At 42.1% G+C, this 16472-nt stretch carries 16 protein-coding genes and 2 pseudogenes; 14 read left to right on the top strand and 4 right to left on the bottom strand.

All coding sequences use genetic code 11. The features are described 5' to 3' along the window. From E0E16_RS13895 to E0E16_RS04395, 7 genes are all read left to right on the top strand, one after another. Positions 1-250, top strand: a 250-nt coding sequence (locus E0E16_RS13895; protein WP_223177183.1) for a hypothetical protein, incomplete at its 5' end; no start/stop codon positions are given. Then, a complete protein-coding gene (locus E0E16_RS04420) occupies positions 174-1145 on the top strand; it encodes a DMT family transporter (RefSeq protein ID WP_130829132.1) in 972 nt (323 codons plus the stop codon). The genes E0E16_RS13895 and E0E16_RS04420, both read left to right, overlap by 77 nt. Before the next feature lie 2 nt (positions 1146-1147). Then, positions 1148-3043 carry a DNA topoisomerase 3 gene (locus tag E0E16_RS04415; protein ID WP_130829130.1) on the top strand — a complete coding sequence of 632 codons (1896 nt, stop codon included), beginning with the start codon at positions 1148-1150 and terminating at the stop codon, positions 3041-3043. Between the two features lie 132 nt (positions 3044-3175). After that, the gene (gene porE, locus E0E16_RS04410) at positions 3176-5227 is read left to right on the top strand and encodes a PorE family type IX secretion system protein (RefSeq protein ID WP_130829737.1); all 2052 of its coding nucleotides are present in this window, start codon (positions 3176-3178) and stop codon (positions 5225-5227) included. A 33-nt stretch (positions 5228-5260) separates the two neighbouring features. Further along, positions 5261-6574: a methyltransferase RsmF C-terminal domain-like protein gene (locus E0E16_RS04405; protein ID WP_130829128.1), complete on the top strand. Its 1314-nt coding sequence runs from the start codon at positions 5261-5263 to the stop codon at positions 6572-6574. Positions 6575-6589: 15 nt separating this feature from the next. Then, entirely contained in the window at positions 6590-7384 is a 795-nt protein-coding gene (locus E0E16_RS04400; protein WP_130829126.1) for a thymidylate synthase, read from the top strand. Positions 7385-7424: 40 nt separating this feature from the next. Continuing rightward, complete coding sequence (locus tag E0E16_RS04395) at positions 7425-7913, top strand: dihydrofolate reductase (protein ID WP_130829124.1); 489 nt, start codon at positions 7425-7427, stop codon at positions 7911-7913. 412 nt (positions 7914-8325) lie between these two features. Here E0E16_RS04395 and E0E16_RS14940 read toward each other — a convergent pair. After that, positions 8326-8472: pseudogene (locus tag E0E16_RS14940) on the bottom strand (IS982 family transposase); the annotation flags it as partial. A 443-nt stretch (positions 8473-8915) separates the two neighbouring features. Further along, positions 8916-9800: pseudogene (locus E0E16_RS04385) on the bottom strand (IS256 family transposase, variant Zn-binding type); the annotation flags it as partial. 115 nt (positions 9801-9915) lie between these two features. Between E0E16_RS04385 and E0E16_RS04380 the strand changes: the two are divergent. From E0E16_RS04380 to E0E16_RS04350, 7 genes are all read left to right on the top strand, one after another. Continuing rightward, positions 9916-10179, top strand: a complete 264-nt coding sequence (locus E0E16_RS04380) for a helix-turn-helix domain-containing protein (protein WP_130829120.1) — start codon at positions 9916-9918, stop codon at positions 10177-10179. Positions 10180-10278: 99 nt separating this feature from the next. Next, positions 10279-10935: a hypothetical protein gene (locus E0E16_RS04375; RefSeq protein ID WP_130829118.1), complete on the top strand. Its 657-nt coding sequence runs from the start codon at positions 10279-10281 to the stop codon at positions 10933-10935. A gap of 2 nt (positions 10936-10937) precedes the next feature. Beyond that, positions 10938-12359 (top strand): hypothetical protein, encoded by a 1422-nt coding sequence (locus tag E0E16_RS04370; RefSeq protein WP_130829116.1) that lies wholly within the window; start codon positions 10938-10940, stop codon positions 12357-12359. Positions 12360-12443: 84 nt separating this feature from the next. Then, positions 12444-13256 carry a hypothetical protein gene (locus E0E16_RS04365; RefSeq protein WP_130829114.1) on the top strand — a complete coding sequence of 271 codons (813 nt, stop codon included), beginning with the start codon at positions 12444-12446 and terminating at the stop codon, positions 13254-13256. 9 nt (positions 13257-13265) lie between these two features. Continuing rightward, positions 13266-14168, top strand: coding sequence for a helix-turn-helix transcriptional regulator (locus E0E16_RS04360; RefSeq protein ID WP_130829112.1), 903 nt, complete (start codon positions 13266-13268; stop codon positions 14166-14168). 4 nt (positions 14169-14172) lie between these two features. Continuing rightward, complete coding sequence (locus E0E16_RS04355; protein WP_130829110.1) at positions 14173-14898, top strand: toxin-antitoxin system protein; 726 nt, start codon at positions 14173-14175, stop codon at positions 14896-14898. A 10-nt stretch (positions 14899-14908) separates the two neighbouring features. Further along, complete coding sequence (locus tag E0E16_RS04350) at positions 14909-15475, top strand: metallophosphatase domain-containing protein (RefSeq protein ID WP_130829108.1); 567 nt, start codon at positions 14909-14911, stop codon at positions 15473-15475. A 29-nt stretch (positions 15476-15504) separates the two neighbouring features. Here the strand turns inward: E0E16_RS04350 and E0E16_RS04345 are convergent, their stop codons facing one another. Next, the gene (locus tag E0E16_RS04345; protein WP_130829106.1) at positions 15505-15729 is read right to left on the bottom strand and encodes a hypothetical protein; all 225 of its coding nucleotides are present in this window, start codon (positions 15727-15729) and stop codon (positions 15505-15507) included. A gap of 238 nt (positions 15730-15967) precedes the next feature. Next, positions 15968-16472, bottom strand: a 505-nt coding sequence (locus E0E16_RS04340) for a transposase (protein ID WP_130829736.1), incomplete at its 5' end; no start/stop codon positions are given.

Here is a 16472-nt window from a genome sequence, read left to right as displayed (position 1 = left end):
CTTTGTCTTTGGTAATCATCGCTTAGTCTTTATTTGTAACTTGTTGATTTTCACCTATAAAGGTACAAATAATAAGCGAGATTACCAACTTTTTAAGTGCTTTTCTTATCCCGAACTCGCGTATATTTATGTACCTTTGCAGGCAAAAGTTGAAAGAAGAAAAGCAAAAGGTTATGAATGCTATATTAAAGGCTCACTTGTCGATGCTGGGTGCCGAAGTGATTTGGGGCTTGATGTCCCCCATAGGTAAAGATGCCATGACAAATGGTATCAGTGGTTTGGAGATGGTGGCATTTCGGGTATCCGGAGCCGCGATGTTATTTTGGATAAGTTTGTTGTTTGTTAAGTATGAGCGAGTTCCAATAAAAGATATTTTTCTTTTCGCCGCTGCGGCACTGTTTGGCGTAACCTGCAATCAATGTCTTTTTACGATAGGCTTGAGTTATACATCTCCCATCAATGCCAGCGTCATAACAACGAGTATGCCGATTTTTGCCATGATTTTGGCTTTTTTCATCTTGCGTGAGCCCATTACATGGAAAAAAGCCGGAGGGGTTATAATGGGTTGCACGGGAGCCGTAATCCTGATTTTGACGAGCATGAATGCCATTGATGCCAAGGTGGGTGATGTGCGTGGCGATCTTATGGTGTTAGGGGCTCAACTGAGTTTTGCACTCTATCTCTCCTTATTTAATAGATTAATCAAACGTTATTCGGTATTCACGATAAATCGTTGGATGTTTCTTTGGGCTTCACTTTATGTGCTGCCTTTCGCAATGGATGATTTGTTGGCTCACGATTTTGCACTTATCTCGAGTAAGACGTGGATGGAGACGTTTTATATTGTTTTCTTTGGGACTTTCGTCAGCTATCTGTTGATGATGTTGGGACAACACTGTCTTCGTCCAACGATAGTAGGCGTTTACAATTACGTTCAACCTATTGTTGCGGTCTTGGTTTCTGTTTTTACGGGCATTGCTGTCTTTACGCTTTATCAAGGGTCTGCCGTCATTTTGGTGTTTATCGGGGTGTGGCTGGTGATAAAATCTAAATCGCGTAAAGATATGGAAATAGAAACATCCGTTTGCGAAAAAGAGAAAAAATCGCTAACTTTGCAAGACCTATCCAATCATAACAAGAAATAGAAATGAAAGTTTGCATTGCGGAAAAACCGAGTGTGGCACGAGACATCGCGAGAATCTTGGGAGCCGTAAGCTCAAAGGAAGGCTATATGGAAGGCAATGGCTATCAAGTAACTTGGACCTTCGGACATCTTTGTGAGCTGAAAGAACCCAATGATTACTTTCCGAATTGGAAATATTGGAGTCTTGCCGCGCTTCCCATGATTCCTCATCGGTTTGGAATAAAACTGATTGAGGATGAAGGAGTGAAAAGGCAGTTTGCTGTTATAGAGAAACTATATCGAAACGCGGATGAAATTATTAATTGTGGTGATGCCGGTCAGGAAGGTGAGCTGATACAGCGATGGGTCATGCAGAAAGCGAAAGTGAACTGTCCGGTTAAGCGTTTATGGATATCTTCCATGACAGATGAAGCAATAAAACAAGGATTTGCAAACCTGAAAGACCAAAAATACTATGAACTTCTTTATCTTGCCGGACTTTCGCGCGCCATCGGTGATTGGCTTTTAGGAATGAATGCCACTCGCTTGTACACATTGAAATATGGAAATAATGGCTTTGGACGAAATGCCCAAGTACTTTCAATCGGACGCGTACAAACTCCTACCTTGGCACTGATTGTAAAACGACAGAAGGAGATTGATAATTTCAAACCGGAACCTTATTGGGTGTTGGCAACTATATACCGCAATACACAATTTACGGCGACAAAAGGGAGGTTTACAACGAAAGATAAAGGTTTTGAAGCCTTTTCAAAAATAGACGGAAAGCCCTTTGTCATTATGAGCGTGATGAAAAAGAAAGGAACGGAACAGCCGAAACAACTATACGATTTGACTTCACTTCAGGTGGATTGTAATCGCAAATTCGGGTATTCTGCCGAGATGACGCTCAACACTATCCAAAGTTTATACGAACGAAAATTCACCACTTATCCGCGCGTTGATACTCAATTCCTTACTGATGACGTGTACAATCAATGTCCGCAGATAATGAATGGAATCTATCAAATCACATTTGCCGGTGCGAAGCCTTATGGCGAACTCGTGAAAAAACTTGCAGAGAAACAGCTTTCAAAGTCGAAGCGAGTGTTCGATTCTTCAAAAGTAACCGATCACCATGCCATCATTCCTACGGGTGTTGTGCCAAAGGGATTAACCGATGCCGAGCGAAACGTGTTCGACCTCATTGTCCGCCGTTTTATCTCGGTGTTTTATCCCGATTGTAGGTTTTCCACAACGACTGTTTTGGGAGAGGTTGATAAAATAGAATTCAAAGCTACCGGAAAGGAAATTCTGGATTACGGTTGGCGTGTTGTGTATGGAATAAATGGAGACGAGGATGAGAAACCATCCAATGGCGAGACAGGTACGATGCCATTGATAGCTGAACAAAATGCTCTCCCCGATAAGAAGCGAGGAGAAAAGGGTGAAGTGATATTACCTACTTTCATAAAAGGCGAGACAGGTACCCACAAACCTACATTGACGGAAAAGAAAACCCAACCGCCGAGACATTACACAGAGGCTTCATTGCTTAGGGCAATGGAAACAGCAGGACAAACGGTGGAAGACGAAGCATTGCGCATGGCGTTAAAAGAAAATGGAATTGGGCGTCCTTCCTCGCGAGCCGGAATCATTGAGACTCTCTTTAAGCGTCATTACATTCGGCGGCAGAAGAAAAACCTGGAGGCAACAGCAACGGGAATTGCACTCATAGATACCATTCATGAGAAATTGCTTACCTCTGCCGAACTAACCGGTATTTGGGAAAAGAAACTACGCGACATAGAACATAGGAAATATGATGCGGGACGGTTCATCAATGAGTTAAAAGAACAGATCACAAATATTGTGAATGATGTTCTGTCAGACAATTCCAACCGAAAAATAGGAGTATAAATCTTCAGAACTCTATGTATCGCATGATAGTTGTTGCAATATTCAAGTTTTGCTTGCGTTAATAAAAGTATGAGCCAACCTATATCAACATACATTCATACGGCATTCCATGGCATAACCATCAAGCAGACTATGGGAACAGTATGTTTATTTCTTATTGTTGTTTTCATCTGTGGTTGTGGCATAGACCGTAACATCAAGAAAGGAGAGAAATTCCTTTCTGTGGGCGAGTATTATGATGCAGCAAGTCAATTTAAGCGTGCTTATCAGCGCACGCCCGCAAAAGACAGGGAACAACGCGGACAATTAGCAAAGAAAATGGCATATTGTTACGATAGAATAAGTTCCTCGCAACGAGCGATTGCGGCTTATAGGAATGTTACAAGGTATAAGCAAGACAATCCGGACACGCATTTGAAATTGGCGGAGAATCTAATGAAAACCGGTTCTTATGCTGATGCGGCGAAAGAATATCAACTAGTATTGGATTCTATGCCGGATAACGCGAAAGCTGCCATTGGGAAAAATGCTGCCAATGCAGCACCGAGCGTCAAGGAACATGGCTCTTATTATCAAGTGAAAAAGATGACTATCTTCAATTCGCGTCGGCAAGACTATTCTCCCATGTTCTATGGCGACCAGCATGAAAAACTTTATTTCACATCAACGCGTAATACCGCGCAGGGTGATGAGCTAAGTGGGATTACAGGTGTTAAACCGGGCGATATTTTCTTCAGCGAGAAAGACGATAAAGGAAAATGGACGCAACCGCAATCTATTGAGAGCGGGCTGAACACTGAAGCCGATGAGGGGACGCCTGCTTTTTCCGTAGATGGTAGGGAGATGTACATTACCCAGTGCCTCACAGATGCGACTTATCCTCGTTATGCTCAAATTGCCGTTAGTAGTAGGTCGGATGCCACTTGGGGGAAAGCCACAAAGCTGGAAATCAGTCGCGACACGTTATCAAGTTTTGCTCATCCGGCTCTCTCGCCGGATGGAAAATGGCTCTATTTTGTTAGTGATATGCCCGGAGGAAAAGGTGGATTGGATATTTGGAGAGTACGTTTGATGGGCGGCACTACGGGGGGAGTGGAGAACTTGGGCGAACCTATCAACACTCCCAGTGATGAGATGTTTCCCACTTTTCGTCCCAATGGAGATTTATATTTCTCATCCAATGGGCACGGAGGATTAGGTGGGTTGGATATATTCATTGCCAAAGTGGGAACAGACCATCGTTACCATCTTGAACATCCGGGATACCCTCTAAACTCGCAAGGTGACGACTTTGGGATGACTTTTGAAGGTTTGCATAATCGTGGTTTTTTCTCTTCTAATCGAGGCGATGCCCGTGGCTGGGATCATATTTATAGTTTTGAACTTCCGGAAGTGATACAAACTGTTAAGGGTTGGGTATATGAGATGGATGGTTACGAATTACCTGCAGCTCAAGTATTTATGGTGGGCGATGATGGTACAAATATTAAACTCTCCGTAAAGGGAGATGGCTCGTTTGAACAGGAAATTCGTCCCGGAGTGAATTATATCATCCTTGCCACATGTCAAGGCTTTCTCAATCATAAGGAAGAGTTGAAAGTAGAACCGGTTGAGGAATCAAAAGAATATGTGTTACAATTTCCATTGGCAAACATAAAAGTACCGGTGCTCATTGATAATATATTTTACGATTTCGATAAGGCAACGCTGCGTCCGGAGTCAAAAGTAGCTCTGAATACTCTTATTAACCTGCTCAATGAGAATCCAAACGTCACCATTGAGTTGTCAGCCCATACCGATTACAAAGGTTCTGATGAATACAACAAGCTACTCTCACAGCGACGCGCCGATGCAGTTGTGGCTTATTTGACGGAACACGGCATTGCCAAAGACCGATTGTCGCCTGTCGGATATGGTGAAGATAAGCCAAGAGTTGTCCGTCGCAAGACCACAGAGAAGTATCTATGGTTGAAAGAAAACGATGTGCTGACCGAAGAATTTATCAAGAAGCTTGATAAAGATAAACAGGAAGTTGCCAACCAACTCAATCGTCGTACCGAATTCAAAGTGTTACGAACCACATACGGTATGTTTGATGAGAATGGCAAATTGAAAACTTCGCCCAAACCTCGAAAGAAAGAGACGTTGGATGATGATGAAAGTGTTTATTTTGATATAGAGTAAATTGCCTTGCGGTCATAAACCAGTACGAATAAGATGAACCTACCTAAGGATTTTGAAAACTACACCCGAAGATTGTTCGGCGACACTCGTTACCAACTCTTTCTGCAAAGTTTGGAACAAGAAGCTCCGGTAAGTATTCGACTCAACCCCTTTAAGCTTGGAGCAAATGAACGTGTATCGGCTTCATATGACCCGCAACAAATTCCGTGGTGCAAGGAAGGATTTTATTTGGACAAACGCCCCAACTTCACATTCGATCCGATGTTTCATGCGGGGACTTATTACGTACAAGAAGCCTCATCCATGTTTCTTGCCCATGTACTTAGACATCTTGTCAAGCATCCTGTTACCATGCTCGATCTTTGTGCTGCACCCGGTGGAAAATCCACTTGTGCCCGTGCGGTAATTCCGGAAGGCAGTGTGTTGTTCTCCAACGAACCGTTGGGCAAACGCGCGCAAATACTCGCAGAGAATATACAGAAGTTTGGCCATCCGGATGTAGTGGTGACTAACAACTATCCGCGAGATTACAAAAAAACAAAACTGACTTTCGATGTAATCCTCGCTGATGTTCCATGTTCCGGCGAGGGGATGTTTCGTAAAGATCCGAAAGCTGTTGAAGAATGGAACTTGAGAAATGTGGAACATTGTGCGAGACTTCAGCGTGAAATCATAGCGGATATATGGGATAACCTGACACCCGGAGGCATACTCGTGTTTTCCACCTGTACTTTCAACGCGCACGAAAATGAAGAAAATATCGCTTGGATTCTCAATGAATACGATGCACGTCTCATTGACATTCCGGTGGAAAGTGATTGGGAAGTTACCGGGTCGCTCCTTGACCCACAAGCAACCGGCACACATGATTTCCCCATTTATAGGTTTATTCCCGGTATTTCAAAGGGAGAGGGGCTGTTTATGGCTGTGATAAGAAAGAAAGGTGAGTGCGAAAGAAAAGATCACCGATGGGCGATTTCAGCAGAAGACTTGATACCTTATGCGAAGAAGAAGTTGAAAGTACTTTCATGTGGTGCGAAAGATGGTGTAGAAAAAGGGAATATGATAATACCCGATCACAGTAGTGCGCTATCCATCGCCACAGATAAGAATATGTTTCCCGTTGTGGACGTGGATTATACTACCGCTGTCAGCTACCTTCGGCGCGAAGCCATTGTGCTTCCGCAAGATGTGGTACGGGGGATTGTAACTCTTACTTATAAAGGTCATGCCATCGGCTTTGCCAAAAATCTTGGCAATCGTGCCAATAACCTTTATCCGCATGAATGGCGCATTAAGAGCGGTCATATCCCGGATGAGCCCAACATAATTGACATTTCTCTTTAATTCTCAATATAAATCATGAAACAATATTTAAATCTTCTCAATCGCATCATGACCGAAGGTGTTCAGAAAGACGATCGCACCGGAACGGGGACGCTCTCGGTCTTTGGTAATCAGATGCGTTTCGACCTAAACGAAGGCTTTCCACTGCTGACAACCAAGAAATTGCACCTAAAAAGTATCATATATGAACTGCTTTGGTTCTTGAGAGGTGATACCAATGTTAGATATTTGCAAGAACATGGAGTAAAAATTTGGAACGAATGGGCTGACGAAAATGGTGACTTGGGACCGGTTTATGGGCATCAGTGGCGTTCATGGTCGGATGATAAAGGTGGAACGATAGACCAAATTAAAAATGTGGAGTATGCCATCAGGCACAATCCAAGTTCAAGACGAATGCTCGTTACGGCTTGGAATCCGGCTGAAGTTGATCGGATGGCACTCCCTCCGTGCCATTGTCTTTTTCAATTTTATGTCGCAAACGGAAGACTCTCGCTTCAACTTTATCAACGTTCAGCAGACACCTTTTTGGGAATTCCATTTAATATCGCGTCTTATGCCTTATTGTTGGCGATGATGGCTCAGGTAACGGGACTGAAAGCAGGCGAGTTTATCCATACGACGGGCGACACACATCTGTATCTGAACCATTTGGAACAGGCAAAACTGCAACTGATGCGCCAACCCCGACCACTTCCCAAAATGCGCATCAACCCCGATGTAAAAAGCATATTTGACTTCAAATATGAGGACTTTGAATTGACGGATTATCACCCCTATCCCCATATCTCAGCAGAAGTTTCCGTATAAAAACTTTTTTCAATTATTTTTTCTAATCAAAAATCCTGCAATGCAAATAAACATTATAGCTGCCGTAGCGAAGAATCGCGCCATAGGCTACCACAACGATATGGTTTACTTTATCAGAGAAGACTTGCGTAGATTTAAGCAACTCACAACGGGAAACACCGTAATCATGGGACGTCGTACTTTTGAATCGCTTCCAAAGGGAGCGTTGCCCCATAGACGAAACATAGTGCTTAGCAGAAGTCGGAAAAATTTTCCCGGTTGTGATGTATATGAATCGCTCGATGAGGCTTTAAAGCATATAAATAATGGTGAACAAGCTTTTATTATAGGAGGCGCAAGTGTGTATAAAGAAGGGCTGGCAATCGCAGACCGACTCTATTTAACCGAAATTAATGCCATTCCGGATCATGCCGACGTATTCTTTCCTGAATATAATGATGGATCATGGGAGATAGAAAAGCAAGAAGAGCACCCTGAAACAGAAAACAATCCGCCATACGTTTTCGTAGATTATGTGCGAAGAAAATAATTTTCCAATAATTTCCCTCTGTGCTCATCCGGTTTATCAGATTGGTAAGTTTGTACATTGGATGGAGAATTATGTATTGTTGATTTGCAAGATTTTTACCATGCAAAGATACAAAAACCGGCATAAACGACCCCGGTTCGGGATAAGAAAAAGTTCATAAATAAAGTTGCGCTCATCCAACCGGAAGTCTATCCGGGAAATGATCTCCCGGATAGCTGTCTCATCAAAATAATCTGCGAGTATTTCCGGAAAGACACAACGCAACAATTGCTCGCCATTCATGATGCAAAGATAACAAATATCCATGAATTTATTTGCATGAGAGGGGATGCAACCGGGTTTTACGACTGACCTCCAAAAAAAGTACTATCGTTTTTACCAAAAAGTACGCGAGTTCGGGATAAGAAAATCTTTAGAAAAGTTCCAATTGCCTTGATTTCTCTACGTGTACCGGCAGTGCCTCCGGCTTATTGTCAAAGAAACAATAGGCTGTAAGAGCAGAACACAAGTTCATGATGAAATTATGTATTGATCGATGCCGTGAATGTATATGGTCAGCCTATTACCAACTTTTTAAGAATTTTTCTTATCCCGAACTCGCGTAGCAAATATAATTGATTTATAGAATGTTGCAAAAGTGCTATATTTTAATTAACACATATTAGTCCTTTTATCAAAACACTGAAAAATTATATTACAAAAACCACCCCGAAGAAACAATTCGTAATCTATTGATAATCAGTATGATACTAATTGCGATTTAAAAGCTTAGCTTTTGCATCCCGATTCATGACCTTTTGCAGTGTAAAAGATAAGCTTTTGGAAAGTGAAAGGTAAGCATTGGATGGATGTATGAAGAATAATTAGGACATTATTGAATTTCTCCCATATAGGGAGGCTCGTTTTCAACGACCTTCCAAATATGGGCGTAATGGACATTTGGTAGGCTGAAAAAGCTCCAGATGTTTGTAATGGACAAATGGTAGGCTGACAATTTCTAGCCTACTTTGTTATATTCAGAAATCCATCAATAAACTTCTTTTTGTTGGTATCGCTTAATCCGTTATGGTTCAGTAAAGCTCTTTTAAGTTGTGAGTTGTAGCCTTCCAACATATTGGTTGTATTCGGTATGTTTACCTCCGTATGTTCTTCATATGTAAAGAGCCACTTGAGATGTGTTCTTAAAGACCTCTTGGCAGTCCTAAGTCGTCTGTGTGTATAAGTAGTCTTGCCTGAAATAAGAGTCGTTCTTTCATTCAGAAAATCCTCCCACCGGACACACCATTTACCAAATTCCATTAAGAACTGCTCCTTTCCGATGGTAAACATCTTCCTTGCCAATGCCAGCAACTCTATGCTTGCAGGCAAATGAGGGCTATTTGTCAGAAGCCTTCTGATGATTTGCAATTGATGAAACTGGCACATTTGTACCGGGCAGGAGGTTATAGCCTGTAAAAGCCCTGTGTGTCCATCACAGACTACCGCCACTATCTTTGTTCCTCTATCTTTTATATCTTCAAGTCCTGAGAGATACTCCTTGTTGGTTTCATTTTTAACAAATTTGCGATAAAGGAGCTTTCTCGAAGTTGCATCTTGGAATAACATTACACCAAATGTTCTGGAGAAATATGTTGTATCAATTATGACAGTTGCTTCCTTAGGAAAGGAAGGGGTAAAACTCTCTGCTACCAACTTCAGTTTCCTGCGTATTGTTCTCTCCGAACATTTATGCATAACTGATAGTTCTTTGACGGTTCGTTTCTCTGTCAGATAGCTTTGCCATAATGTTGTACTGTCAATGCGGCGACCGCCTTGAAATTGCTTCTTGCAATCACCGCAAAAATACATTTGCAGCCCCCGACGATGACCGTTCTTTTTAACATTTGAGCTGCCACAGAATACACATGTTTTTTATTCATAGGTTTTCAAATGGCACAAAGGTAATAAATAAAGGACATCTGGAGCTTTTCAGCCTACCAAATGTCCATTACGCCGATATTTTATTATTACGGATTCAAATTGGGCAAAGTTGAGGAATGAGATACTCAGCCTTGCCGAGACCTGCCACAAGGCTTTAGGTGAACAGAGCAGGCACACCAATTGGTTGCACAACGGTGACGTGTGCAGGTTGCTCAACATCAGCAAGCGCACCTTGCAGGACTATCGCGACAGGGGGATTATTCCCTACACACAGTTCGCAGGGAAGATACTCTATAAGGCTTCAGATTTGGAGGAAATTTTGAAAGAGCATTATAGACATTTCTGATTCAAATATGCAAGAATTAAAGAAAAGAATAAACTCCCTATTTAAGTGTTACACAATTTTGCCCACCTGACGACTATCTTTGCAAAAAACATAGGAAAGATGGTAGATACGAAATTAATGAAAAGGATATTATGCACTCCTTATGAAGACATTGCTGATTTAGATGACGCATTAGCGAAGTACAAGGATCATGCTATGAATGTTATGGGTGAGAAAGACGATTTATCATGCTCGTATTTTGCGAAAAGTAATCAAACCAATCGCCTTGGTCATTCAATAAGGCAGCATTGCATGAAGCCGGAGTGTAGTATGACCGATAAGGAGAAGATATACAAGGCTATGGAGGAACTTATTCAACTTGGTTTTGATAGAGCGTCAGATATATTATTAGACATAACTATACAAGAGAGCCTTCCCAATGTTGTCTGCGGCAAGTTCAAGGGGAAGAGTTTTCAGAAGATGATGAATTATGGGTGGTTCAAGAATCTGATAGATACGGATTATTCTGGTAAAATTCGCCCAGACCGTGGCACACTTAACTATAAGCAGGAATCAGAGACTTTGAGCAAGCAGTTGTATATTAGTACTATGTTCTACCACTATCTTAGTATATACAACAGTCCCTTGCTTGATGAAATTGCGCACTATCGTATTTTCACTAAAAAAGATTTGAATATAGCAACTCTCCGTGCTTCTCAATATATAAGGAGTGGAAAGCATAAAGAGGCTTTTAAGATTCTCTCCTTATTCATATAGATATGACACAACCAGTTATAAGCCCTGGTGATCTAAAAGCAGCCCTCTTGCTTGCAGAGTTATATGAATATGGGCTGGGTACAGCTCCTAATCTTGCACAGGCTCTTAGCTGGTATAACTATTGTTACGAGCGATTTACGATGGAGGCAGGCTATAAGGCTGGGCGAGTCTGTGAGAAGATGGGAGACTATGGAAAAGCCATGGAATGGTATCGCAAGGTACTTGATTGGAAAGTGCTTAGTCCTACTTCGTGGGAAAGAAACTATAGAAAGGAAGATGAAGCCAAATCTTTGCTTCCACATCGTCTGGAAATTTCCTATCGCAACTTGAAAAAACGCATGAATCCCGAAGGGAACGACAAAATAACTATTACAATGAATTGTAGTGGGAAATTTTCGTTACGATTAAAAGTGCTGATGAACGCTACACTTACTATCGTGTGGGATAACGGGCACAATGCCAATACGGAAGTCATCAAATGGAAAGTGAATGGTTGGAACCAACTGGATCATCAATACAGCAAGTTCGGCAAACATGAGATTGCAATAAGTTCAGACGAGGAGAATGTCATCACGGGGATTGAAATAGAGACTGCTTTCTCCGTTACAAAAATGAACCTCGAAGCATGCAAGGGATTGGAGTATCTGCACTGCACGAACCAATGGGCAAGCATCAGTCCAAAAGGGCTTTGCGGTCTGAAATACTTGAATATCAGGAATACGAAAACGAAAAGATTGAATATTCGTGGTATGCACCGACTCGTAGCTCTTGATATATCCGAGAATCCTTCTTTGCGACTGGTTACGGAAAAATACCTCCCGCTGCGCTATCTTGCTATGGACGGCTGGACAGACTTGCCAAAGAAGACGCAGCTTGAAGAAAACGTAAGGTTGAACATGGGCAAAATTGTTCCAACCATTGATATAAAGAGAATGGAAACCGTACATCCAACTGTGTTCTACTATCTGCGAAGCAGCAATTGGACGGAAGTAAGGAAAGCCATTTTAGTTGAAGAGGAGGATAGGGCTTTCAATAAGGAGTATTTCAGAAGGCTTTATAAGATGTATAAAATCTTATGTACAAAGATTCCTAAACATTGTCCGTACCCCAATAGTTATCTTGAATCTTTGGAAGATTACCTCTATATATGCCGTTGGAAGCGTGAGAAGAACGGAAGACTTATCGAATATGAAGATTGCGAAGAAGAGACTTATATCTGGAATTATTCGTGGAGCATCACACTGGGTACCCCATTGAAAGATGCAGCCAACCGTCAACCATTCATGATATATCCTTCTCGTACCAATGCCTATTTTGCAGCAATGAGCTTACTGGCGATGACGGAGAATAAAGACGAAATGGAGAATTATGGATTGAGTGATGACCCTTTAAGTATTTACTGGGGAAATAATCAAGCAAAATAAAGGTTGGTAACAAATAATTACCTATATTTGTAATGTTAAACCTAAAATAACTATATTATGAGGTTAAATGAGCAACTAAGCAATATGTATCAACCACATTTTAATGAGTTGATTGCACATTTGAAGAGTGACGGACTAATAGACAAAGTACAGCCACCATTCCTTTTAGGACTTAATCGGGAAAAAGAAGGCAAAGTGTCCGTAGGAGATGAAACATGGTACACACAAGCCGATCTGAAAGTTATGGTATTCGGCAAGGAAGTTCACGAATGGGGGTGGCCTAAACTTAAGGATGGGGCTAAACTCGGTTCGGATGATTTGGTAGAAGCCTATGAGGTTTTCTATTCAGAAAACTATCGTGATACATTTTTCCTAACTGACGGTAATAGCAAACTATCGAAAAGCCCATTCTTTCGCACCGGTTTCAATGGTTTGATGGATGGGATAAATGAACGTTTAAAGAAGGCATATCCAAGAAAGAGACCCGCTTTCCTGTGGAATGAAATCTCAAAACTCTCAATAATGGAAGGAAGAAGCCGCAAGGTGGATGATCCGAAAATTCATCAATGCGAGTTAGACTATTTCCATGTCATTCCACAAGAGATAGAATTGCTCAAGCCTGATGTTGTTATATTCCTCACAGGGTTTGGCGAGCCGTATGATAGGTATATCCATGAGAACTTTCATATCCAGTCCACTTCATCTGTTGGTAGTATCTCTATGGATGACGTGGTTAAACTGGAATTGGAAGAAGTTCCATTAGCGTATAAGACCCATCACCCTGGCGCAATAACCGTTGCGGGGCATGGTCTTAATGATGTAGAAAGATGGAATCACTACAATGCCATTCTTGACGACATTGCCACAAACTTCAACAAGATACAAGGACTGCAATAATTGTTTTTCATGGCAGCAAATCTGATAGCAAGATACATCTGGGAAGTCGATGCGCTCGCAAAGGCTAGGCATGGACTTTCGTTGGAAGAACTCAACGAGCAGTGGAGGGACTGTTATCTATATGATGACAAAGACATTGTCCGCAAGACATGGTGGGAACACCGAAACCAAATAGGCTTGCAGTTTGGCATTGATATAGAGTATGACAAGCAGAACAAACGTTATTTCATCAAGTCGCGAAATGAAATAAACCGCCCTGCAATACAGGAGTGGTTGCTCAATAGTTTTGCCGTGGGTAATATGCTCCTGCAAGGCAAAGACCTGCGTGCCCGTATTCTCTGTGAGCATATTCCCTCTGGCTATGAATATCTCACAGAGATTATCCAAGCCATGCGCGAAGGGAAATGCCTCACCATCAATTATCAGAGCTTTTGGAAAGAGGAAGCACAGGTTATTACCCTTGAGCCTTATTTCGTAAAGGTGTTCAAGCAGCGATGGTATCTCACAGCCCGACCGTCTGCCCATGAGGAACTGCGCACATACGCTCTCGATCGCATACAGGATTTACATGTTTCCAATCAAAAGTTCAAAATGCCCAAGGACTTTGATGCGGAGGAAATGTATGCGACCGCATACGGTATTGTGATAGGGAAAGAGGAAAAGGTGGAGCGCATAGAAATCAATGTCTATAACAACCAGGCAAAGTATTTCCGTTCGCTTCCATTGCATTCTTCGCAATGGGAGATTGAGAGTACAGAAGACTGCACCGTATTTGAATACTATCTCAAACCTACCTACGACTTTATTCAGGAACTGTTATCACATGGTCCTGATGTGGAAGTTATTCACCCCAACAGCCTTCGTCAGCTTATGAAGCAGCGCATAGAAGAGATGGCTGAACTTTACAAATAAAGATATGGAAAAATCACTCCAACAATTTAACTTTGAGAGTCTCACAGAGAGTTTCTCTGCCTATCACTGCTTTGGTGACAAGGCCACCGGAATTTTAAGTAGCATAGACCAGCCTTATAAAGACATAACCCATTGGAGCGTTGATGACCTGCGCTCTAAAACTTGCATTGCAATTTTCGTCTTTACCGATGATGCGGAAGTATATGCCGCTGAGATTGATGCCTTTATCAGACAATATGAAGATATGGTTAAACATATCTTTATTCTTGACCTGCATGCAAGCCATCAGTACAAGATGTTTAAGAAGAGATGGGAATTCTACAATATTCTTACCACTCGTTATTGTACCTTACAAGAGAACATACTGCATTATCTGCTGTTCTTCAAGCATTTCATTGAGACTATAGGACTAATCAGTATGGACTTCGGCGATTTTAAAATCTGCATGCGTACTGCAACATTTATTGCAACTGGGAAAGCGGGTGCGATAAAGGAGTCCATTGATGCCATACCCCATAAGAATATCCACATCCTAATGCTTGGTCTGGAGTTACAAAGCAACGAAATAGACAATGCAAAAGAAGATATGGACGCATTAGCTTCCTTCTTTGACCAACTTCCAGACTCTGTAGAAGTTAAATGGCAGATAAGCCATAACTTCGGTAATCCTCATGTGGAGTATATTGCGGGCTTCGATATAGAGCCAGTATATGGTACCACTCATTCTTAAGACCGTAGAAATGACAATCCTCCAAATCTCTGATACCCACAACCGACATCAGTTGCTGGCAGATTTGCCCACAGCTGACGTCTTGGTGCATTGCGGCGACTTTACGGACATGGGCACAGAACAGGAAGTACTCGATTTCTTGAATTGGTTTATCGAACTTCCTTATCCCAATAAACTTTTTGTTACGGGCAATCACGACCTTTGCTTGTGGGATGCCGAGAATATCGAAGATTTGCCCCGTAACGTTTATTTTCTGCAAGACAGAGGTTGTGAGATTGACGATGTGAAATTCTTTGGCTTAGGTTATAACCATCAAGAAAGTCTCATCCCCACAGATGTAGATATACTTATCACGCATGAGCCCCCCTTGATGATATTAGATAAATCAAGCGGTAGGCATTGGGGCAATCTATCTCTACGTAACCAAGTGGTGGAAGTAAAACCACAATATCACCTGTTCGGACATGCCCACGAGTCGTATGGCATGGCACAGATGGGAGCGACCATCTTTTCAAATGGATCTGTTTTGGATAATCAGTATCAGCTGTACCATGCGCCACGATTTATTGAGTTGTAATCTACGCTGCTGTGCCAAACCGCAAAGTTTTATCCTAACATAATCTCTATTTGCGGTTCAAAATCACGGCAATAGATAAAATCTGTCAGGGCAAAATTGGTGTATTCAAACAAATGATTAAACTGATGAATGAGGTGCAGGTCTTTGGTCAGTTCTCGGTCAAGTCCTTCATTCCAGTTGGGTGGTGGGCAATCCATACCAATGTAAGACTCAAAAGATTCTTTATCCAGTTCTTCTGCCAATCGTAAAGGCATAAGCGATACTCCGTCTTCATAGAATTTGTTCCATCCCGAATCTTGTAATGCACAATAGAGTGCCTCACTGTTTTTCCTATGAACAGGGTGTAAGGCTGGATAATGACTCGGAAGAAAGCAACGCGCAACAAGTACCTTGCTACTTCCAAATTATTACTGTCCGCTAAACATAGAAATCCTCATTCCAACTCATTGAGACACAATAGTTCGGATGACAGCATGTTAGTGACAAGCCCCCTTATTCATTTTCTGTTACCTCGGGTGGCGATTCAGCCGCTGCTTCAAGCATGAGTTTCATGTCGGCATCCGGCATGTTGAAGAAATTATTCATGTTGAGGTATTCCATAAGTACAATGCGCACCATAGTAGCCAGCCCTGAGAAACTCCACCGCCTCTGCAATGAGCTTTGCAGCAGTGACAGTAATAGATTGGCAATGAGTGTAACCCAAATCTGTATCTTGATGGCGTTGGCACTCTCCCCATAGAAGTATCTAAGCGGGAAGTTCTGTTTTATCTGCTTGAAAAGAGTCTCTATCTGCCACCTCCTGCGGTAGATGGCTACGATAGTCTCCATGGACATGTCAAAGTCGTTGGTAAGCAAGGACACCAACTTTGGCATCTTTCCTTTCTTGATATCCACATAGGTGATGATACGCGCTATATGGTTGATACCGCCCTTCCTGAACACCACCACCTGCTCACGATATTCCATCAGCCCATCCTCGTTCATATCCATGCAGTCT

This window comes from Prevotella rectalis (assembly GCF_900607215.1).
Classification (GTDB): Bacteria; Bacteroidota; Bacteroidia; order Bacteroidales; family Bacteroidaceae; genus Prevotella; species Prevotella brunnea.
This window is presented reverse-complemented; position numbering and strand designations above follow the sequence as displayed.

What these genes read in the sequence shown, in the direction of transcription:
- E0E16_RS04420 (WP_130829132.1), top strand. Translation starts at nt 174, where the DNA reads ATGAATGCTATATTAAAGGCTCACTTGTCGATGCTGGGTGCCGAAGTG.
- E0E16_RS04415 (WP_130829130.1), top strand. Translation starts at nt 1,148, where the DNA reads ATGAAAGTTTGCATTGCGGAAAAACCGAGTGTGGCACGAGACATCGCG.
- porE (WP_130829737.1), top strand. Translation starts at nt 3,176, where the DNA reads ATGGGAACAGTATGTTTATTTCTTATTGTTGTTTTCATCTGTGGTTGT.
- E0E16_RS04405 (WP_130829128.1), top strand. Translation starts at nt 5,261, where the DNA reads ATGAACCTACCTAAGGATTTTGAAAACTACACCCGAAGATTGTTCGGC.
- E0E16_RS04400 (WP_130829126.1), top strand. Translation starts at nt 6,590, where the DNA reads ATGAAACAATATTTAAATCTTCTCAATCGCATCATGACCGAAGGTGTT.
- E0E16_RS04395 (WP_130829124.1), top strand. Translation starts at nt 7,425, where the DNA reads ATGCAAATAAACATTATAGCTGCCGTAGCGAAGAATCGCGCCATAGGC.
- E0E16_RS04375 (WP_130829118.1), top strand. Translation starts at nt 10,279, where the DNA reads ATGGTAGATACGAAATTAATGAAAAGGATATTATGCACTCCTTATGAA.
- E0E16_RS04370 (WP_130829116.1), top strand. Translation starts at nt 10,938, where the DNA reads ATGACACAACCAGTTATAAGCCCTGGTGATCTAAAAGCAGCCCTCTTG.
- E0E16_RS04365 (WP_130829114.1), top strand. Translation starts at nt 12,444, where the DNA reads ATGTATCAACCACATTTTAATGAGTTGATTGCACATTTGAAGAGTGAC.
- E0E16_RS04360 (WP_130829112.1), top strand. Translation starts at nt 13,266, where the DNA reads ATGGCAGCAAATCTGATAGCAAGATACATCTGGGAAGTCGATGCGCTC.
- E0E16_RS04355 (WP_130829110.1), top strand. Translation starts at nt 14,173, where the DNA reads ATGGAAAAATCACTCCAACAATTTAACTTTGAGAGTCTCACAGAGAGT.
- E0E16_RS04350 (WP_130829108.1), top strand. Translation starts at nt 14,909, where the DNA reads ATGACAATCCTCCAAATCTCTGATACCCACAACCGACATCAGTTGCTG.
- E0E16_RS04345 (WP_130829106.1), bottom strand. Translation starts at nt 15,729, where the DNA reads ATGCCTTTACGATTGGCAGAAGAACTGGATAAAGAATCTTTTGAGTCT.